This window comes from Sphingobacterium wenxiniae (assembly GCF_900116225.1).
Lineage (GTDB): Bacteria > Bacteroidota > Bacteroidia > Sphingobacteriales > Sphingobacteriaceae > Sphingobacterium > Sphingobacterium wenxiniae.
The window spans coordinates 81,142-101,220 of record NZ_FOZZ01000006.1; the positions used below are offsets into that span (position 1 = coordinate 81,142).

At 41.3% G+C, this 20,079-nt stretch carries 16 protein-coding genes; 12 read left to right on the forward strand and 4 right to left on the reverse strand.

Annotation, left to right across the window (positions count from 1 at the left end; translation table 11 throughout):
* Nucleotides 1–28: 28 nt before the first annotated feature.
* Both BM375_RS09380 and BM375_RS09385 read right to left on the reverse strand, forming a co-directional pair.
* A complete protein-coding gene (locus BM375_RS09380) occupies nucleotides 29–1,141 on the reverse strand; it encodes an AI-2E family transporter (RefSeq protein WP_093365530.1) in 1,113 nt (370 codons plus the stop codon).
* 88 nt (nucleotides 1,142–1,229) lie between these two features.
* The gene (locus BM375_RS09385; RefSeq protein WP_093365533.1) at nucleotides 1,230–3,605 is read right to left on the reverse strand and encodes a S9 family peptidase; all 2,376 of its coding nucleotides are present in this window, start codon (nucleotides 3,603–3,605) and stop codon (nucleotides 1,230–1,232) included.
* A 624-nt stretch (nucleotides 3,606–4,229) separates the two neighbouring features.
* On the opposite strand from BM375_RS09385, the gene BM375_RS09390 reads away from it, so the two are divergent.
* The 11 genes from BM375_RS09390 (at nucleotide 4,230) to BM375_RS09440 (ending at nucleotide 15,857) form a co-directional block, all read left to right on the forward strand.
* The gene (locus BM375_RS09390; protein ID WP_093365535.1) at nucleotides 4,230–5,336 is read left to right on the forward strand and encodes a hypothetical protein; all 1,107 of its coding nucleotides are present in this window, start codon (nucleotides 4,230–4,232) and stop codon (nucleotides 5,334–5,336) included.
* Nucleotides 5,337–5,880: 544 nt separating this feature from the next.
* Nucleotides 5,881–6,324, forward strand: a complete 444-nt coding sequence (rplM, locus tag BM375_RS09395; RefSeq protein ID WP_093365537.1) for a 50S ribosomal protein L13 — start codon at nucleotides 5,881–5,883, stop codon at nucleotides 6,322–6,324.
* Between the two features lie 11 nt (nucleotides 6,325–6,335).
* Nucleotides 6,336–6,722 carry a 30S ribosomal protein S9 gene (gene rpsI, locus BM375_RS09400; RefSeq protein WP_093365539.1) on the forward strand — a complete coding sequence of 129 codons (387 nt, stop codon included), beginning with the start codon at nucleotides 6,336–6,338 and terminating at the stop codon, nucleotides 6,720–6,722.
* Between the two features lie 18 nt (nucleotides 6,723–6,740).
* A complete protein-coding gene (gene rpsB / locus BM375_RS09405; RefSeq protein WP_093365541.1) occupies nucleotides 6,741–7,538 on the forward strand; it encodes a 30S ribosomal protein S2 in 798 nt (265 codons plus the stop codon).
* A 165-nt stretch (nucleotides 7,539–7,703) separates the two neighbouring features.
* Nucleotides 7,704–8,540 carry a translation elongation factor Ts gene (gene tsf / locus BM375_RS09410; protein ID WP_093365543.1) on the forward strand — a complete coding sequence of 279 codons (837 nt, stop codon included), beginning with the start codon at nucleotides 7,704–7,706 and terminating at the stop codon, nucleotides 8,538–8,540.
* Nucleotides 8,541–8,861: 321 nt separating this feature from the next.
* Nucleotides 8,862–10,073: an exo-beta-N-acetylmuramidase NamZ family protein gene (locus BM375_RS09415; protein ID WP_093365545.1), complete on the forward strand. Its 1,212-nt coding sequence runs from the start codon at nucleotides 8,862–8,864 to the stop codon at nucleotides 10,071–10,073.
* Nucleotides 10,074–10,192: 119 nt separating this feature from the next.
* On the forward strand, nucleotides 10,193–11,899 hold the full coding sequence (locus tag BM375_RS09420; RefSeq protein ID WP_244525862.1) for a tetratricopeptide repeat protein: 1,707 nt from the start codon (nucleotides 10,193–10,195) through the stop codon (nucleotides 11,897–11,899).
* A complete protein-coding gene (locus BM375_RS09425) occupies nucleotides 11,889–12,668 on the forward strand; it encodes a lipoprotein insertase outer membrane protein LolB1 (RefSeq protein ID WP_093365549.1) in 780 nt (259 codons plus the stop codon). The genes BM375_RS09420 and BM375_RS09425 overlap by 11 nt, the downstream gene beginning before the upstream one ends.
* Nucleotides 12,669–12,769: 101 nt before the next feature.
* Entirely contained in the window at nucleotides 12,770–14,044 is a 1,275-nt protein-coding gene (locus BM375_RS09430) for a murein hydrolase activator EnvC family protein (protein WP_093365550.1), read from the forward strand.
* Between the two features lie 73 nt (nucleotides 14,045–14,117).
* Nucleotides 14,118–14,336 carry a twin-arginine translocase TatA/TatE family subunit gene (locus BM375_RS09435; RefSeq protein ID WP_093365552.1) on the forward strand — a complete coding sequence of 73 codons (219 nt, stop codon included), beginning with the start codon at nucleotides 14,118–14,120 and terminating at the stop codon, nucleotides 14,334–14,336.
* A gap of 81 nt (nucleotides 14,337–14,417) precedes the next feature.
* The gene (locus tag BM375_RS09440) at nucleotides 14,418–15,857 is read left to right on the forward strand and encodes a lytic transglycosylase domain-containing protein (RefSeq protein ID WP_093365553.1); all 1,440 of its coding nucleotides are present in this window, start codon (nucleotides 14,418–14,420) and stop codon (nucleotides 15,855–15,857) included.
* A 17-nt stretch (nucleotides 15,858–15,874) separates the two neighbouring features.
* Here BM375_RS09440 and BM375_RS09445 read toward each other — a convergent pair whose 3' ends face one another.
* Complete coding sequence (locus tag BM375_RS09445; protein WP_093365555.1) at nucleotides 15,875–16,390, reverse strand: phosphoribosyltransferase family protein; 516 nt, start codon at nucleotides 16,388–16,390, stop codon at nucleotides 15,875–15,877.
* 107 nt (nucleotides 16,391–16,497) lie between these two features.
* Nucleotides 16,498–17,079, reverse strand: coding sequence for a C40 family peptidase (locus BM375_RS09450; RefSeq protein WP_093365556.1), 582 nt, complete (start codon nucleotides 17,077–17,079; stop codon nucleotides 16,498–16,500).
* Between the two features lie 485 nt (nucleotides 17,080–17,564).
* On the opposite strand from BM375_RS09450, the gene thrA reads away from it, so the two are divergent.
* Nucleotides 17,565–20,012 carry a bifunctional aspartate kinase/homoserine dehydrogenase I gene (thrA, locus tag BM375_RS09455; protein WP_093365558.1) on the forward strand — a complete coding sequence of 816 codons (2,448 nt, stop codon included), beginning with the start codon at nucleotides 17,565–17,567 and terminating at the stop codon, nucleotides 20,010–20,012.
* Nucleotides 20,013–20,079: the final 67 nt, after the last annotated feature.

A 20,079-nucleotide genomic window follows, 5' to 3' on the forward strand; every position in this document is an offset into this window, starting at 1 on the left:
TTTGTACAGAATAAAAATCTGATTCTTGCTAAATTTTATTAGGGTCGCTTTCTTCTTCTTCTGGGGGAATGTCCGGGACATTTGTTCGTTGCTGCCGTATGACCCGAGGGTTACGCACGATGCCCTTTCCGTATTCATTGCTATATACTTTGACCAGTACACCAATAGAAGAAAGAATGAGCGGGCCGAAAATCAACCCCAACATGCCGAACAGATTTAATCCCAGAAGAACCCCGAATACGGTAATTAAAGGGGGGACATTGCCAATTGTTTTGAGGATAGTAAAGCGGAGAACATTGTCAATTCCACCCACGATTATAAAACAATAGAGAAACAACCCTATACCGTTCGCTGTATTGCCTGTTGCCAAGGTGATAAGACATATAGGAATATAAATCGTCATTGTTCCCAAAATCGGGATAATGGAGGATATGCCCGTAAGCAATCCCAGAAGAATATAATTTTCCACACCGAAAAACCAATAACCACCCATAGCTACCAAGCCCTGAAAAAAACCTAAGATAGGAATGCCGATGGCGTTGGATCGTACCATCATGTTCACCTCGTCCCAGATCTCCTTCTTACTGACTCTAGTGAAGGGGATTGCACGATAGATGGTTGTTTCCATCCTTTTAGCATGTACTTGCATGAAAAAAAGAACAAAAAATGTAACCAGTAAATTCACGGCAACCTCTGCCACAGAGTTAATGATACTGGGAACATACCGTGTCAATCGTTGCAAAAAGTTGAACAAAGCGGCATCTGACATATCTATATCACGCAGTAAAGGTTTATCGGCCATATAGGCTTTCAACATGTTGAACTGGTTAATGATTTCATCGCGGTTGCCTAAGAAATTAGTAATCTGTGGCACGAGATAGTCAATCAGTGCCCACATTGGCAGAACTATAAACACAATGGAAAGGACAATGAATAATACGCTTGTCAGCGACTTGTTCCATCGCCGTATCTCTGTAAGATGAAAGTAAGATCTTCTAAAGAGAATGTATAACGTTATCGCTCCTAAGAAGCCAGGAAGGTAGTAGAGTAAATTTTTGAAGACAAGTATACAAATCAAGATGATGATGACAATCAGCATGATTTGGTTGATGGAATTATTGTTTATCTGACGGTATTTCATGAAGGCCTCTATTTTCCTTACAAAATAAAGAAAAATATTGTTTTTCCATTGTGCGCAGGTTCAAACCTGCGCACAATGGAAAAAATTATTACTTTAATGTGTTTTCAAATAATTTAAAGATACGTTTGTATTCATCGGTCCAGCTGGAAGGCTGAACGAATCCGTGATCTTCTACTGGATAAACAGCGAGATCCCAATTATCCTTGCCCAATTCGATAAAGCGTTGAGTCAGGCGAACAATATCTTGAAATTGTACATTAACATCTACCATGCCGTGGAGCATTAATAAATTGCCTTGTAACTTGTCTGCAAAGTATATCGGAGAGCTACGCTTGAAAGCCAATGGATCTTCCGCGGGAGTATTCAGGATATTGGCGGTATAGCCATGGTTATAATGCGCCCAATCGGTAACCGAGCGCAAAGCCGCACCAGATTTGAATACTTCGGGCTCGTGAAACAAAGCCATCAATGTGATAAACCCACCATAAGAACCACCGTAGATACCTACATTCTCAGGATTGATACCGTAGTTGTCCACGAGGTATTTTACGCCATCCACCTGATCGGTCAAGTCTTTTCCACCCATGTGCCGATAGATGCCTGTGCGGTGATTTCGACCATATCCCGAGCTTGCGGTATAGTCAATATCGATGACGGTATAGCCTTCATCAGCCAACATGTTGTTGAACATATACTCCCTGAAATATTGGCTCCACCAGTAATGCACATTCTGCAGATAGCCCGCGCCATGCACAAATACCACTGCTGGTTTGCTTGGGTGTGGGTTCTTTGCAGGATATACGCGTGCATATACATCGTCACCATGTCTGTTCTGGAATTTCACCATATCCGGCTCCCGCCAGGCATAGCTTTCGAACTCTGCTGTGGTCGAATGGGTGATACGCTCTGCGTTCGCATTGTTCTTATTCTCCTGTAGGTACAGTTCCCACGGAGTATTCATGTTAGAGTGGTTAATCGCGAGCCATTTCTCGTCAGGGGATAAAGTAACTTCATTACCGCCCTTCTGCGTAGTGAGCTGCTGCAGATCACCACCTGCTACCGGTAATTTATAGAAATGCGTAATGCCCGGATGTTCCTTGTTGGCTTGAATGTAGAACGATTTTTTGTCATCAGAGAGCTGCACGCGTTGTATCTCCCAGTTTCCTTGTGTCAGTGCTGTGGTCTGTCCTTTGTTCAGGTCGTGTACGTAAAGATGAGAATATCCGCTTTTCTCGCTTTGGAAGTAAAAGCTTTTGGCATCAATCCAGGTGATGTCTCGCCCGATACCTGGCCCTGCTATCCAAGCCTCATCACGTTGACGGTCGATAAGGGACAGATCCCCTGTAGATGGGTCAACGCGTAGTATCCAGAAATCTTTGTTGTCGATGGCTTTAGCGGTTACTACAGCATAACGTCCGTCAGCATTCCAGCTGATGGAACCCCAGTTGACCGAGCGGTTTTCGTTGGTTTTTTGACGTTCGGCCAATCGTTCCGGATAATCAGTGAGATAATCCGGCAAATCTTTAATGCCTGGAATCTGCTCTACTTTTAGCTCGATAATGGTATCGCGTTCTGCATCGTAGATAAAACCTTTGGAATAGTAGACTTGCGTGCCTACTTTGGGACGAGACACTAAATCTTCAATATATCCGGACTCCGTAACGAAGTTAGGAACATCGGTGTTTTTTGATTCTTTGTCGCGCACAAAAAGACGATAGCCTACATAGCGACCTTCCGGGCTAACCCGTAAGCCACTGAGCATGTCATCGCCATAGTATTGCGGTTTTAGTTTGCGTTCTTCCTGCTGGTTGGCCTTATTGAGACTGTCCCGAAGTTTTTTCTGTTTGTCGTTATCCTTTAAGACGTCGAAAAGCTCCATCTGGTCTTTTTTTAACCAGCTATAATGTTCATTGATGGAAGAATTGCGCTGCGCTGCAGTGGCAGGTTTGTTACCCCGAACGAAGTTGGTCAATTGTGTTGTCCTTCCATCCTGTGGATGTATAAGGTATACGTTATCGCCTCGTTGATAAGCCAACTCACCACTATTCAGAAAACCTAAGAGTTGTTCGCGGTCTTGGGTTTGAGTTAAAGCTTGAGAAGTCTTTGTTTTGGTGTTGTATAGATATATGTCTCCTGACTTTTCAAAAGCTCCATAGCTTTTGTCGTGGCTGTAAATAGCGGGGCGAGTACTGTTTTCTTCCACTTCGGTCTCGGAGGCTTTGCTGTACTGCCGGGTCTTTACATCCAATCGGTATACCTCTGCATAGTCCTTACGTTCAGGATTCCAGTTGAAATAGAGGTGTCGACTGTCTGCCGACCAGCGGAAATTGCTGGGTGATTCGCCAATCCACTTTGGATCGCGCATAATTTTCTCGACTGAAAGACGTCCTAATTCCTGTGCCTGCCCGGAATGTGACAGGGTAAATGAAAGCAGAAAAAGACCTACAATATATTTTTTCATCATGATTAAGATTTGAAGGCTTGAAATTAGGGATTAATTATGGGTTCTGGAGGGTTTAGTTGGAATTTTATACTTTGGGGAGGAGTAAGCGATGACGTTGGTAGTGGAAAAAGCAGTTTTTCGTAAATCCTTCGGGAGATCTTCGGCCTTGCTTCGTACCTTCCTCGGGAATGCGTTTGGGTGAGTCCGTAATAAGTCCGTGTTGACTCCGAGGTGAGAGTGTATATATCATAGTTTCATTACGGAAACATAGCGTTCAGGAGATTCATACATCTCGAAGCTATTGTGAACCAGTCTCAAAGCAGTCTTAAAGCTATGTCGAAGAAAATCTCAGATAAAAGTAAATGCGAATTTTGAATGTATTCTTTGCGATTTTTATACTAAAAGTCCGTGTTTTTCCTGGTGAATTTATAACAATATCCCATGTTATTTGGGATTTTATCAAAAAAAGAAAAAATTGGGGAAAAGGTAGTTATAATTAGTTTTGGAATTTATCGATTTATTGTTTGCCGGTTAATTTCCATATTTAATAATATTTTTGCTTAAAGTTAAGGGTTGATGTCCCAATACTGGTACACAAGCATTCTTTTTGGATTTATTTGTAGGTACAGTAAAAATTGTAGGTTCATGTTAGGTTGGAGAAGTAAAATATTTTTGATTTTTCTGTTTGGTTTTAAGGTTGGGTTTGCTCAAATCCGTTTTGTTGATGACGAAACACAGCTTTCTGTCCCGGCATTAAATATCTATCACGAGAAAGGGACTTTAATCGGTTTTACGGATAAGGACGGCGTATTACGTTTTCTCGCAGGCACGGAGAAGTACCAGACGCTTCCATTGTCAATTACAGTACAGCACATTTCCTATGAAGATGCAACTTACAACCTGAAGGATCTTCATGGAGAGCAGGTCTATATGCTCAATCCTCGTACGAATAGTATTGAAGACATCATCATACAGGCAAAGCCAAAGGAAATCATAGTCCTGAAAGGTTATTTTAGGTCGTTGGAAACCTTTGACCTGCAACACAAATATTTCGCAGATGGATTGATGGAATTTTATATTCCGGTTGGAAAAGGTAAACCTAAGTATCGTCTGTTGGACTATCGGGTGTTTCGAGATTCTAATGTTGTGCAAGATTATGATGCTAAAATGGGACCTTTTTTTCAAATAGCTCGGGTGGCAGAACTACATGTGGATGCTTTGCCAAAGCGATTGATGAGCTATCAAGTGGAAGACCAGGAAAGGTATCGCTCTAGATTACTTAAAGACGGTATAGAGGTAGGGCATATTACCACGAGAAAGGAGGATGGCCTGCAGATGTATATAGATTTGGTTCTACCTGATACAGTAAAAAAAGAGAAGATTTTTAGACTGGAAGCACTTATAAAGAATGAAGTACATGTTGAACGTTATTCTTCAAGCAATGTAGCCGCTGTTTCCTACGCTGATTTACAGAGTACCTATCAGAATCTTGTGGGCAGTATTAAACGTAAAAAGGAACTGGGGCATGTGCCGTATGAGGGATTAAACGAGTTTTATGTACTTGAACGTTCATTTATCAGTCTGGAAGAATATAAAACCTTTGAAAAAGAATTGATCAGAAGTATCTATAAAACGCCTGAGAAAAGTAGATACAGCCAGAAATACTGGGAGAATCTGGACGAATTTCATATTCCGTCGGTTCAATCTGGGCTTGCAGAAAAGTTGGGGAAAACCTTAAAATTAGTGGAATGATATTATTGCGAGCATATTAGCTGTTGCAATTTATAATGTAGGATATGATTTTTTGAAGATTAGGGTTTTTCCTAAAGATACTACTACAAGCTTAAATTAATTGGAATAAAATATAACCAAATATGGGAATCATAGATATTATCATCGTCATTTGCCTGTTGGTAGGGGCCATGACGACTAAAATCAAGATATTAAAGATACGCAATGATTGTCTTAGCTATCCTCTTTATCTTATATGGTCTGTTTATTAGCAATTGGGTAAGCCAAGGGGAATTGTAATCACATAACTTTTTTCAAATATAACCACAGGTTGTGGTGGAAGCCAATCGTATGGGGGATATTTGCAATATGATTATATTAATATTTCGATTGGTAAAAGAGTTGGTGGATTTTCTATTGAAAATGCTCAGTTAAAATCTAATCCCTGAAAAAGAAAAAAACAAAAACCATTTTCATATTCCAAATAATTGTTCTACTTTTGCAGACCTTATTGTAGGGATTACAAGAGGGGATAATAGTTTATTAATTAATTAAATAAAAGCAAGTGAATACGTTAAGTTACAAAACTGTCTCTGCCAACAAGAACACCGTTAACAAAGAGTGGATCGTTGTTGACGCTGAAGGAGAGATTTTGGGGCGCTTGGCAAGCGAAATTGCGAAAGTAATTCGTGGTAAGCACAAGCCTACGTTCACCCCACACGTAGACTGTGGAGATAACGTGATTGTTATCAACGCAGACAAAATTAAGTTGACTGGAAACAAATTGGGCGACAAAGTTTACGTTCGTTACACAGGTTATCCAGGTGGTCAACGTTTTATTTCTCCAAAAGAATTAATGGCGAAACACCCAGAGCGCATCATTGAAAAAGCCGTTCGCGGGATGTTACCTAAAAACCGTTTAGGTCGTCAATTGTTCAAAAACCTTTATGTTTATGCCGGAACTGAGCACAAACATGAGGCACAGAATCCAAAACCAGTTAAATTTTAAGGAGAGCTAAAATGTCAACAACGAATACTTCAGGAAGAAGAAAAACAGCTGTTGCCCGCATTTACTTAACTGCTGGTAGCGGAAACATTACCGTAAACGGTAAAGACTATAAAGAATATTTCCCAACATTGCCATTGCAATATATCGTTACTCAATCTCTTGAAGTAGCAGGTGTTGCTGGAAATTTTGATGTGAAAGTTAACGTGAATGGTGGTGGTGTCAAAGGACAAGCCGAAGCAGTACGTTTAGCAATTGCTAAAGCGTTAGTAGAGCTTGACCCAGAAGCAAAACCAGCTTTACGCGCGAAAGGTTTAATGACTCGTGATGACCGTATGGTTGAGCGTAAGAAACCAGGACGTCGCAAAGCACGTAGAAGATTCCAATTCAGTAAACGTTAATCAAAGGAGGATCAAAAAATGGCAAGAGCAACATATCAAGAATTATTGGATGCAGGTGTTCACTTTGGTCACCTTACTCGTAAGTGGGATCCGAAAATGGCTAAGTACATTTTCATGGAACGCAACGGTATCCACATTATCGACTTGAACAAAACTTTAACGAAATTAGAAGAAGCTGCTTCAGCTATCAAACAAATCGTTAAATCTGGTCGTAAAGTATTATTCGTAGCTACGAAAAAACAAGCGAAAGAAATCATCGCTCAACAAGCGAAAGAAGTGAACATGCCTTTCGTTACAGAAAGATGGTTAGGTGGTATGCTTACAAACTTTGCAACAGTGCGTAAGTCTATCAAAAAGATGTCTAACATCGATAAAATGCAAAAAGATGGTACATACGATGTATTGTCTAAAAAAGAGAAGTTGATGATTCAGCGTGAGCGTATCAAGTTAGAAAACCTTTTAGGAGGTATCGCTGACTTGAACCGTTTGCCAGCTGCTTTGTTCATTATCGATGTGAAAAAAGAGCACATCGCGGTGGCTGAAGCATTGAAACTGAGTATCCCTACTTTTGCTATGGTCGATACAAACTCTGACCCTTCTAACATCGATTTCCCTATCCCGGCAAACGATGACGCAAGCAAATCCATCAGCCTAATTGCAGGTATCATTGGAAAAGCTATCCAAGAAGGTTTGGACGAGCGTAAACGCGACAAAGAAGAGGACGCTGAGAAAGAAGCAGCGGCAGCTAAAGCAGCTATCGACAACGGTGATGCTGAAGAAGCTAAACGCCCTCGCAAAGCGAAAGACGGAGAATAATATTCCCTAATAAGCCGGATAAACAAGTGTTCGTTTTTTGAAGCTTTGGCTCTCGAGAATCAGCGCATGTTTGTCCGGTTTTTTGTTATTTAACACAGGCTTAATAAAGGATTTCGTAATCTTGTTGAGCTTTCAATTGGTAAAACATTAAAAAAAGAAATAAACATGTCAGTACAAATTTCTGCATCAGATGTAAACAAATTGCGTCAGCAAACTGGCGCTGGTATGATGGATTGTAAAAAAGCTTTGGTAGAATCCAATGGTGATTTCGAAGCTGCTGTAGATTACTTGCGTAAAAAAGGCGCTAAAGTAGCAGCAAGCCGTCAAGACCGTGACTCTAACGAAGGTGTAATCATTGCTAAAGCAACTGCTGATGGCAAATCAGGTATCGTTGTTGAAGTAAACTGTGAAACAGACTTCGTAGCTAAAAACGCTGATTTCGTAGCATTCGCTGAGAAAATTGCTGACGTAGCTTTGCAAAACAGCCCGGCTTCTTTGGAAGAATTGAAAGCTTTGACTGTAGACGGTAAAGTTATCGCTGAAGCATTGATCGAGCAAACAGGTGTTATCGGTGAAAAAATCGACGTATCTAAATACGAGTCAATCACTGCAGAGAAAGTTGTAGCTTATATCCACGGTAACTACCGTTTGGGTGTATTGGTAGGTCTTTCAGCTGATGCGGCTGGCGTTGAAGAGGCAGGTAAAGATGTAGCTATGCAAATTGCTGCGATGAGCCCTATAGCTATCGACAAAGATGGTGTTGACCAAAACACGATTGATCGCGAAATTGCTATTGCAAAAGAGCAAATCATTGCTGAAGGTAAACCTGCTGAAATGGCAGAGAAAATTGCTCAAGGTAAATTGAATAAATTCTTCAAAGATACGACGTTGCTGAACCAAGAATTCGTAAAAGATTCTTCGAAAAGCATCGCTCAGTTCTTGGATTCAGTTTCTAAAGGGTTGACTGTTACAGCATTCAAACGCGTACAATTAGGAGCGTAATTAATAGTATTGAGTAGTGCGTATTGAGTATTGAGACTCTATATCACGCAATATGATAACAAAGCCTGTTCGAAGATCGGACAGGCTTTTGTTTTTAAAAGGTATTTTTTAAGCCGAATCATTATATTTGTTTTTAGAGCCTGTTTAAATTTCTACAAAAGCCCAAAACGCGTCATTATGAGGAGCGTTAGCGACGTGATAATCTGCGTTTTGAAGCTGTGAGGAGAAGCTTATCCATAGATTTCTCCTCGTCCCTCATCGAAATGACGTATGAATTTTATTTTTAAACAGGCTCTTAGTGTTGTTTAAATTCCAATAATCATGAACTTAAAGACTAGAAATATTTGGTTATTCTGTTTTATTTTGTTGCTTGGTGCAAGCAGTAGTAATGCCCAATCTCTCGAAACCGAAATACGTACCGGTGCTGATCAAACCGAAAACTATGTGCCTTATTTGAAAGGAAAGCGAGTAGCTGTAATGGCTAATCCGACGACAATTATCGGAAACAGACATTTGGTCGATAGCCTGCAAGCACTTGGAGTTAATATCGTAAAAGTGTTTGGTCCAGAACATGGTTTTCGTGGAAATGTAAGTGCCGGAGAGCATGTAGGGGATGAGAAAGACCTTGCAACCGGTATTCAGATTATTTCCTTGTATGGGAAGAAAAACAAACCTACGAAAGCAGATATGGCTGATGTGGATATTATGCTGTACGATTTGCAAGATGTGGGCGTTCGGTTTTATACCAATATCAATGCCTTAGTGCGATTAATGGAAGCCTGCGTAGACAGTGACAAGGAAATGCTGATTCTTGATCGTCCGAATCCGAATGGCTATTTGATTGACGGGCCAATTTTGGATATGAAATATAAGTCAGGTATCGGGATGTTTCCGCTACCCATGTCGCATGGATTGACTGTTGGCGAATTTGCGCAAATGGCAAATGGGGAGGGTTGGCTTTCTAATCAAGCCCGATGTAAGCTGAAAATTATTCCAGTTGCCAACTATAATCACGATATGCCTTATACGCTTCCTGTGAAACCATCACCTAATCTCAATACGCAGCAAGCTATTCTGCTGTATCCATCCACCTGTATGTTTGAAGGCGTTTATATCAACCATGGTCGAGGGACGCAATACCCATTTACAGTATTGGGTAGCCCGGAACTTAAAGGTAAATATTCGTTTTCGTTTACGCCTACCTCCATCAAGGGGATGGCCGAAACACCTATTTTTATGGATGAGGTTTGTTATGGGCTTGACCTACGCAATTATGATACAGAGGAATTGCGTAAAAGCGGAAAAATCAACATTCAATGGATTATGGAGCTGTATAAAGCACATCCTCACAAGGAAAAATTTTTTGAATCCAAGTTCAGCAACCAAATGAATAATATTGAAATTCAGATCGGAAATGGTCTGTTCCGTCAACAGATTATTGACGGTGTTTCGGAAGAAGAAATTCGGAAAAGTTGGGAGCCAGGTTTGAGTCAATATAAAGAAATGCGGAAAAAGTACTTGTTATATCCATGAGGCCGTGCGCTTAGGCTTGGTATTTAATATGATACAACTCCAAATTTTAACCTATTTTAAGATAGAATCACTAAACTTTTGCTTTTTTTTGTCATCTTTATAAGATGCGAAGAATGTTCATGAAGAAATATATAAGAATAGTTTGTTTGGGTTTGTTGATGCTGGGATGGATAGGAGTAGAACAAGCTATTGCACAAACAGCTGAGGACAAACCTTACAAAGCCCAGTTGGCATTGGTAGAGAATAGATTGCGGCAAGGTAATGTGTCAGGAGCAATCGAAACCTTGGATGAGATTATCCGTGAATACCCTAACGCAGCAGAAGCCCACTATGCGAAGGCGCTGATGTTTGGCCAACTGCGTAATTATGAACTGGCTATAGCATCTGCTATATTGGCGGTGGAAAGTGAGCCGTCCAATCTGCTATATGCCAATTATCTACTAGAACTGTACAAAGGAAGCAATAATCTCCCTGCCGCACTCGGATTGCTGGACGAAAGCATTGCCAAGCATAGCGATAATATCGTGCTTTATCGTGAGAAAATCATGATGCTGCATGCCAACAAGCAATCGGATGAGGCATTGCGGGCCTACGAACTGACGAAAGAAAAATTTGGTGTATCCGATACGCTGGATGTCATCAAAGCCGAAATCCTGTTAGACTTGGAGCAACTTCCCGAAGCAGAACAATTGTTGACCCCTTGGGTAGCCAAGCAATCTCCGGTACGTCAGGTATATAGTAGTTTGGGTTATATCTATACGCAGCAAAAGAACATAAAGAAAGCTACACAGATTCTGGAAAAAGGTCTGCAAGTGAGTAAAGACCCACTGTTGCACTTTGACTTGGCAGATGCTTATACTGCGAGTAAAAAAGATAAACAGGCTTTCGATGCACTATTGAAGGCCTTTGAGTCGCACGAAGTCAACTATGGTGATAAACACCGTGTGATGTTTACCATCTTGGGCGGAAAATCCAATATCACTCTGGATCAGATGCAGGAACTAGCGAATATGATGGTACTGCGTCATCCTCGAATTGCCGACAGCCATGTGGCGAAAGGGGATGTGTTGTGGCGTAGAGGCAACCTTCAGGAAGCACGCTCTCTTTTCTTGACTGCAGTAGGGATTAATCCGAACCATGTAGATGCTTGGCGCATGTTGATGAATGTAGAACTGGGACTTAATGAGGTGGATGCTGCCATACAGCATGGACAGGAAGCTTTGTCGGTGAATCCTAATAATGCGATGTTGTTGTATTTCACAGGGCTTTCATATATGGTGAAAGATGATACCGATAATTCCCGCAAGATGTTGGAAGCGGCGTTGGATAACAGCGGTGAGGAAAATGCGTTTTTACAGTCCTTGATTTATGCAGGTTTGGGTGATCTGTACCATAAACTTTCCATGAGTGATGTGTCGGATGTAGCCTATGAAGAAGCAATCAAGTTGGACAGTACAAATGCTACAGCGATGAATAATTATGCGTATTATTTGGCTGAGCGTAATGAAAAGTTGGATGTCGCGGAGAAATATTCTCGTCTCTCCAATGAGTTGGATCCGAACTCTGGTACTTTTCAGGATACCTATGCATGGATATTGTTCAAGAAGGGCGACTATAGCGAAGCATTAAAATGGATACAGAAAGCACTGGCAGGTTCTGAGCCATCGGCTGTTCTGTACGACCATTATGGAGACATCCTATATAAGAATAATCAGTCAAAAGAAGCCGTAAGACAGTGGGAAAAGGCATTAGCATTGAAAGAAGGAAGTGATCTTGATGTGGAGAAATTAAAAGAGAAAATTACAAAGAAGAGTTATGTGGAATAAATATATCTATTTGGGATTGATCGGGCTGTTATTTTTCGCGTCCTGTAAGACGAAGAAGATTGCTGTGCCGAAAACAGGTAAACCGGTAGAAACAACTGATGTCAGCAATGCCACTATCAAAAGTTTCGAACTGAACAATCTCGATTTCCATACCTTTTCGGGCCGGGCAAAAACAAGGGTGCAGATGAACAAAGAATCACATGATGTGACCGCGAATGTGCGTGTGCAGCGTGATAAGGCTATTTGGATCTCGGTGACGGCTATATTGGGCGTAGAGGTTGCTCGTGTGATGATTACACCCGATAGTGTCAAAATATTGAATAAACTTCAAGGTGAATATATCGTTAAGCCATTTAATTACATCTATCATTACACCAATAAAGGCGTAACATTTGCTACCTTGCAGGATCTTTTATTGGCTAATGTGTCCTCCCGGTTACTTCGCACCGATCAAGTTCAAGTGGCAAGTGCTACCGATGAATTCATCGTTGTTGGTTTGAAGGATGAATTGGCTTATCAATACCGTATCAACAAAGAAAATAGGCCTTTTGTCTTTTCATTGCAGGAAGTGGGAGCAGGGCAGGGCTTGGAAGCCTATTATCAAGATTATACCAAGACCAACGGTTACAATTTTCCACAAGGATTAACGTTAAATATTACAGGTGATGGCTTTGTAATGAAAGCCCAGTTGTCTTACAATCGGGTTGCTTTCAATGAAGAGATTGAGATGCCTTTTTCAGTATCAGGTCGGTATAAGGTAATAAATTGATGATTATCACATAAAAAAGGTGAAATTAATTGCTTTAGTGCAACGTATATTTTTATTTTTGTAGGCTTTGATATAAGACCGAGCACAGAAAAAAACGGTTCATGGATTTTAAGAAATTACTATTTAGCTTCTTTTGTATAAGTTTATTGGGATTAGGTATAGTATCTGCGCAGAGCAGTGCTGAGCTGAAAAAACGTCTGGAGAAGATAGACCAGGAGATTTCAGAATTAACGAAAGTCTTGAGTGCCAAAACCCAGGAAAAGCTCCTTTCACAAAAAGAAGTAACGGCTTTGAGTCGCCAATTGAACCTGCGCGAGGATAAAATCAATACCATCAATGCCGAGCTTCGCATCATCAACAACAATATTCAATCGAATACCAAAGCCGTCAATGAGCTTAAAGCCGAATTGGAGAAGATGCGCAAGGATTATGAGAAAATGATCCTCTTTGCGTTCCGCAATAAAAACGGCTATAATAAGATGATGTTTATCTTCGCTTCCAAAGACTTTAACCAAGCTTTTAAGCGGGTGAAATACTTACAGCAGTTCAACGACGCTCGAAAAGTAAAAGCCTCCGAAATTGAAGAAACCAAGAAACAAATCGAGCTTAAAATTGCACAGCTGGAGCGTGATAAGGCTCGTCAGAATACCTTGCTGAAAGAGCAACAATCCGAACGGGACATCATCGCTAAAGATCGTGCTGTACATGCGAAAGAGCTTAGTCAGTTGAAGAAAGAAGAATCCAGTTTCCGTGGTCAGTTGACACAAAAACAGCAAGAGAAAAAGCGAGTCAACGCAGCGATGCAGGCAGCTATCCGTAAGGAAATTGAAGATGCGCGGAAAGCGGAAGAAGAAAGATTGCGTCGTGAGGCTCAGGCAGAGGCAAAGCGCACCGGTAAAACCGTTGAGGAAGTAGAGAAGAAAACACCGCGTAAATCAGATAGCGAAATCTTGCGTTCTACCCCAGAGGCAGCGAAGCTATCTGCTGACTTCAAATCGAACAGAGGGCGATTGCCTTGGCCAGTTGCACAAGGTAATATAGTGACAAACTTTGGCTTTGAAAAAGTAGAGCGCAACGTAGGGATAGATAATATCCAGGTCACGATGCGCACGTCCAATAATGCAGCCGTGAAAGCTGTATTCGATGGGGAGGTGGTGCAGGTTTGGGGCAATTCGATGGTTGTCATCCGACATGGGGAGTATTTTACCTCCTATTCAGATATGAAGAGTGTATCCGTTCGGAAAGGGCAGAAAATCGCTCGTGGTCAACAAGTTGGTGTAGCCAGTGAAGACCCCGACTTGGGCTTCTCGGTGGTGAGTTTTGGAGTGTTCCAAGGGCAAACAGCGATGAACCCAACCTCCTGGTTAGCAAATTAGTTACAAGGATTTAAAGAATAAAATTATATATTTGTGATACGCCTACATGGAATGGCGTTAAGAATTGAAGATTATGTACACATCGGGATTATTATTTATCGGGACACAAGAGATTATCATTATCGTTGTTCTTGTATTGTTGTTGTTTGGCGGAAAAAAAATTCCGGAACTTATGCGTGGTTTAGGCCGTGGTGTGAAAGAATTTAAAGATGGTCAGCGTGAAGAGCCTAAACAGGACGAGCCTACCACCAATACAACAACCAATGTATCCAACAATAGCAATCAAAACTAACTATTGCACATTGTAAAGAAGAGTTAAAGAGTTTCGCCACGAGGGTTTGGAACTCTTTAGCTTTTATAAAAACAACAATATATGAAGAAGCGTCATTTGTGGGCGTTAGCTTTATGTCTGTCCGTTCTTTCACCGAAGACATACGCTCAGGATATAGCCTATTCTGATTCGGAAGATTTCGAATTACAGCTTCTGGAATCCATATCTGTACAAAAACAGGTACTCCTGCAAGGACTGGATTCCTTGAAAAAACTTAGTTACGTTACAGATATATATTCGGCTGAAGACTCTCTTATTGCCGATCGTATCCGTAAGATACAGCGTAATATCCCTTTGGGGTATAACGAACAGATTCGTTCGTATATCGATAAATACATTTCGCGTAATTACAACCCCTACATGAGTAAGCTGCGTGGCATGTCCCAACATTATTTCCCTATTTACGAGCAAATCTTGGCGGAAAACAATCTACCAGAGGAAATCAAATATATTTCTGTGGTTGAATCTTCTTTGGATCCACATTTGGTATCCCGTTCGGGAGCCGTTGGTCTTTGGCAGTTTATGTACCCTACAGCCAAGATTTATAATTTGACAATGGATGGTGAAGTGGACGAGCGCAAAGATCCTTATGCAGCAAGTCGTGCGGCGAGTCGCTATTTTTTGGATGCCTACGACGAGTTCAACGATTGGTTGCTGGCTTTAGCCTCTTATAATTGTGGCCGAGGCGCTGTGCGTAGAGCGATTCAACGTTCAGGGCTGCATAATCCTACTTTCTGGGAACTTTCACCCTACTTGCCACAGGAAACCCGAAACTATATCCCCAAGTTTATTGCGATGACCTATGCGATGAAGCACGCCGAAGAGTATGGAATAGGCGTGGGGCAAACCGAACTGGCTTGGGAAGCAAATCCGATAATGTTGGATCGACCAGTAGACTTGAGACAGATTGCTGCGGCAGTGGATCTGCCAGTGGAAACCATACGGAAATTTAATCCGGCCTATAAGCGTCTTGTAGTAAGCGCAAGTTCGGAAAATCCAAAAAGGTTGTTGTTGCCCCAGACCCCACAGTTAAATGATAGCCTGCTGTATGCCGCATTGCATAACCAATTGCCGATGGACAAGCTGCCTATGGCAGGAGAAGGGCAGGCCTTGGCCGCAACTGACCGATATAAAGTGAAACGTGGAGAAACGCTGGCATCTGTTTCCCGCAAGTTTGGGGTCAGCGTGCAAAATCTTCGTGCTTGGAACGGTTTGACCGCCCGTAGCACTGTTGTTGGGAGAACCTTAATCGTAAAAAAAGAACCAACGCAGTTGGTCTCGACGAATAGTAAGAAACAGCAACCTAAAACTTCGAGCACCCGTACAGCTTATGTAAACTATACCGTGCGGAAAGGGGACACACTATCCGGTATTGCCGCGAAACATAAGGGCAGTACAGTGTCGCAGATTAAGTCGGACAACGGAATGCGAAGTACAAACCTGAAGGTTGGTCAGAAACTTAAGATTAGGAAAAAAGCATAGAAAAAGAAAGATGCGGCTTAGGATAACCAAGCCGCATCTTCTTTTTTATCAAACTCTTCTAGTTCTACTTCCACATGCTCTTTGAGGATCGTAGATAGCTTCAATCCATAATAATCACTGTATAATGGGAATTGGTGATGTGATCGGTCAATAAGTACCGCTGTACGCATTTTCTTTAACGGAATGTTCAGGAACATCCCCAAACCATAAGCCAAAGTACGTCCGCTATTCAATACATCATCAACCAGAATGATGACTTTGTCTTTCGCTGTTTCTATTGGTAAATCAGTTGACGCCTCTAAGCTTCGTTTGGTCTTTTCAATTGTTACTTTTATGAGTTCGAAACTCTTATCGGGTGCAATCTCCTGTAAGATTTTTTGGAGACGTTTTGCAAACACATAGCCTCTGTCTGCAATTCCCACTAAAACCATGGATGCTTCCTCAAAATTGTCCTCTAATATCTGATAAGCAATGCGAACAGATTTCTGATGAATTTGATTCTTGTCTAATATAAGTGTTCTTTTATGAGGCATCTTCTTGTGTTTATGTGCTGCGTAAAAATACAAAATCTTATATAAAGAATAAAAGGTTCCGATGACTTAAATCGGAACCTTTTATTAGATTTATAAATTTCTTAACCTTAGTTGAGATTTTTGTCTTCGTTGTCAAGACCGCTATTTGCCGTCATGGTTCTGCTACTTTCCTCAAATGGACGACCGCCATTATAATAGTAGCGTTTCCAGTAAGCTTCGTTCAAGTCACTAATCATTACGCCTCTGCTGGATGCAGCGTGAGCAAATTTATCATCCCCAAGATAAACACCTACGTGTGTGATTTGGCGACTACGGATTTTGAAGAAAACCAAATCACCCGGTTGCAAATCTTTCTTGTTAACCTGCTTTACATTCGCATATTGATTTCGGCTGTTGTAGCCAATGGTTGTATTGAATACATTCTCGTAGACAGCCAAGGAGAATTTTGAACAGTCAATACCGTTCTTAGAATCACCACCTAAGCGGTAAGGTGTGCCAAGCCATTCGTATACAAACTGATAAAGTTTGGTATTCGTCATCGCATTGTTGGCAACGCCCATGATTTGTGAGAAATATTCTTTAGCTAGGTTATCAGGATCAGCTGAGGCATTTTTTTTAGATGTTTGTGCTTGGGATATAAGACATGCGCCTATCAAGAGCATTCCCGCTAACATTTTTTTTGTGTTCATTTGTTCGCTTTAATTACAACTATATAAGTGCCGTCTTCTATTTTGTACAAGACTGGAGCAAATCTACTACATAAAGACTTTCTTTCCAATCTTTTTCGTGATTATTTAACACTTATTTAACGATTTTTAACAATGATGTTTATTGCTTGCCAATAAAGGAAGAAAAACCGTATGTAGAGGAGAGGCTACAATTAGAAATATGTTTTTATAAAAATGTCAATGAATGTGAAAAAATATTTGATATTTTAAAATGAAATGTTTTATCTTTAAACCGATTTACAAAAATACAATGATTTTACACGGAATTATTACATCGATTATTATTACCACCGGGCAAAACTATCGGAGGAAGTAATCTATTGTATAAGAAAGTGTACACAAAATATAGAGAGCCTTCCTCCATTGGATGGCTCTTTTTTGTTTTTCGATAATTTGTAAATACAGTTTTTAGAAATCACTATTTTAACATTATAATAAATTAAAAAATGAAAGTATTAAAGTTCGGTGGAACATCGGTCGGCACAGTGGACAGCATCAAAGCTGTTCTGGACATCGTAAAAGAAGCCTACGATCAAGGCGAAAAGCCGTTGGTCGTGCTGTCGGCGATGTCAGGAGTGACCAACCTGTTGACGTCGATGGCAGAAGGTGCAGCAGAACGTAAACCTTTTGAAGATGACCTAAAGTTATTGGAGGAAAGGCATTTTGAAGTGGTCAAGAAATTGATTGCCATAAAATATCAAAATCCTGTTTTTACGCGTCTAAAGCTCATGCTTAATGAGCTGGAAGAAATCCTGCAAGGGGTTAGTTCCTTGAAAGAGCTGAGCCTGCAAAGTAAAGACCTGATCGTTTCCTTTGGTGAGCGCCTGTCCAATTATATGGTTTCCAAAATCATGGAGCAATATATTCCCCAAACAGAATTTATCGATGCATCGCACTATGTCAAAACCGACTCCAACTTCGGTAATGCACATGTGAATGAGGAACTAAGTACGCAACTGATACAGGCTCTGGCGCATACCCATGCCGATAAACTTTTGTTTGTGACAGGGTTTATCGGTTCTAATGAGAAGGGAAGGGTAACCACCCTGGGAAGAGGAGGTTCGGACTATACGGCAGCTATTTTTGGTTCAGTATTGGGAGCTTCTGCTATCGAAATCTGGACAGATGTCAACGGGATGCTGACAGCAGATCCACGCATCGTAAAAAAAGCTTTTTCACAACCGATTCTATCTTATACGGAAGCGATGGAGCTGTCATATTTTGGGGCAAAAGTGATTTACCCACCAACAATGGTTCCTGCGTTCCTCAAAAAAATTCCGATTGTTATCCGCAACACCTTTGAACCTGCTTTCCCCGGCACGGTTATACAATTTGAAAGTGGCAAATCCGCCTATCCGATTAAGGGGATTTCATCTATTTCCGATATTTCGGTGATTAACCTGTCCGGTAGTGGAATGATTGGTAAGTCTGGATTTAGTGGAAGGCTATTCACGCTGTTGGCGAGGGAGCAGATTAATGTCGTATTGATTACACAGTCCTCTTCGGAGCATAGTATCACGTTTGCCGTACACCCGGATGATGCCAAGAAAGCAGTGAAGCTGATTGCTATTGAATTTGAATTGGAACTGGAAGCCAATAAACTGCAACTGCCGGTGGTGGAAGAGAATTTATCTGTTCTGGCTATTGTTGGAGAGAACATGAAACGTACGCCGGGCATGTCTGGACGCCTGTTCTATGCTTTGGGAAGAAATGGCATCAATGTAAGGGCTATAGCGCAAGGTTCCTCCGAACTGAATATCTCGGTTATCATCGGCAAAGAACATTTGGCAAAAGCATTGAATGCCGTTCACGATGCCTTCTTCGCACAGCTGAATAAGACCTTGTATGTGTTCAATGTAGGAACGGGGAATATTGGTGCGACTTTGTTCAAACAGATTCATGAGCAGCATAGCTTCCTGTTGGAGAACAATGATATTGACATCAAGGTCGTGGGGATTTCAAACTCCCGGAAAATGCTCTTTAATGCGGATGGTGTAGATCTGGCCGTATGGCAAGAGGAATTGGATAACCAAGGTGAAGTAGCCGATTTGGCAGCCTTTATCGATCGTATGAAGTCCATGAATCTACCGAATTGTGTTTTTGTAGACAACACAGCAAGTCGGTTGCCATCCACTTATTACGAAGACATCTTTAAATCGAATATCTCTGTGGTCACCTGTAATAAAATTGCGAACTCTGGAGAATATGCACAATATAAAAATCTGCACGATACCGCCCGTAAGCATGGTGTAGATTTCTTCTATGAAACCAATGTGGGGGCAGGGCTACCTATCGTTCGAGTGCTTAAGGACTTGATGCTCAGTGGTGACCGTATCCTTAAAATAGAAGCTATACTTTCAGGAACCATATCCTATATATTTAATAACTTTACGGGAGAGGCGTCCTTTTATGATGTGGTGAAGAAGGCACAAGAATTGGGCTATACAGAGCCGGATCCTCGTGATGATTTGGGCGGTATAGATTTTATGCGGAAGATGCTCATCTTGGGACGAGACGCAGGATATGTTATTGAACCTGCAGATGTTGCCTTGGGGGCTATTCTTCCCGAAGCTTGCCTGAAAGCTACTTCGGTAGATGATTTCTATACAGAGCTATTAAAAGCGGATCAATATTTCAACGCACTGAAGGAGAAAGCTAAACAGGAAAACAAAGCAATACGTTACATCGGTAAATTGGAGGATGGTAAAGTATCTATCGCCCTTGAAATGGTCGATGAATCCCACCCGTTTTTCACCTTGTCCGGTAGTGATAATATTATCTCTTTTACGACAGAACGGTACAAAGAACGCCCGTTAGTCGTTAAAGGCCCGGGAGCAGGAGCAGAAGTTACAGCAGCAGGTGTATTCGCTGATCTGGTAAATGTAGGAGCGTAAGAGTATAGCGTGGGTATCTGAGTATTGAGAAGAGAGCCAAGAGTAAAGAATCAAGAGAAAAAACATA

Bases quoted from the DNA above. Each gene is read 5' to 3' on its own strand.
- BM375_RS09380 (WP_093365530.1), bottom strand. From the start codon at position 1,141: ATGAAATACCGTCAGATAAACAATAATTCCATCAACCAAATCATGCTG.
- BM375_RS09385 (WP_093365533.1), bottom strand. From the start codon at position 3,605: ATGATGAAAAAATATATTGTAGGTCTTTTTCTGCTTTCATTTACCCTG.
- BM375_RS09390 (WP_093365535.1), top strand. From the start codon at position 4,230: ATGTTAGGTTGGAGAAGTAAAATATTTTTGATTTTTCTGTTTGGTTTT.
- rpsI (WP_093365539.1), top strand. From the start codon at position 6,336: ATGTCAACAACGAATACTTCAGGAAGAAGAAAAACAGCTGTTGCCCGC.
- rpsB (WP_093365541.1), top strand. From the start codon at position 6,741: ATGGCAAGAGCAACATATCAAGAATTATTGGATGCAGGTGTTCACTTT.
- tsf (WP_093365543.1), top strand. From the start codon at position 7,704: ATGTCAGTACAAATTTCTGCATCAGATGTAAACAAATTGCGTCAGCAA.
- BM375_RS09415 (WP_093365545.1), top strand. From the start codon at position 8,862: ATGAACTTAAAGACTAGAAATATTTGGTTATTCTGTTTTATTTTGTTG.
- BM375_RS09420 (WP_244525862.1), top strand. From the start codon at position 10,193: ATGAAGAAATATATAAGAATAGTTTGTTTGGGTTTGTTGATGCTGGGA.
- BM375_RS09425 (WP_093365549.1), top strand. From the start codon at position 11,889: ATGTGGAATAAATATATCTATTTGGGATTGATCGGGCTGTTATTTTTC.
- BM375_RS09430 (WP_093365550.1), top strand. From the start codon at position 12,770: ATGGATTTTAAGAAATTACTATTTAGCTTCTTTTGTATAAGTTTATTG.
- BM375_RS09435 (WP_093365552.1), top strand. From the start codon at position 14,118: ATGTACACATCGGGATTATTATTTATCGGGACACAAGAGATTATCATT.
- BM375_RS09440 (WP_093365553.1), top strand. From the start codon at position 14,418: ATGAAGAAGCGTCATTTGTGGGCGTTAGCTTTATGTCTGTCCGTTCTT.
- BM375_RS09445 (WP_093365555.1), bottom strand. From the start codon at position 16,390: ATGCCTCATAAAAGAACACTTATATTAGACAAGAATCAAATTCATCAG.
- BM375_RS09450 (WP_093365556.1), bottom strand. From the start codon at position 17,079: ATGAACACAAAAAAAATGTTAGCGGGAATGCTCTTGATAGGCGCATGT.
- thrA (WP_093365558.1), top strand. From the start codon at position 17,565: ATGAAAGTATTAAAGTTCGGTGGAACATCGGTCGGCACAGTGGACAGC.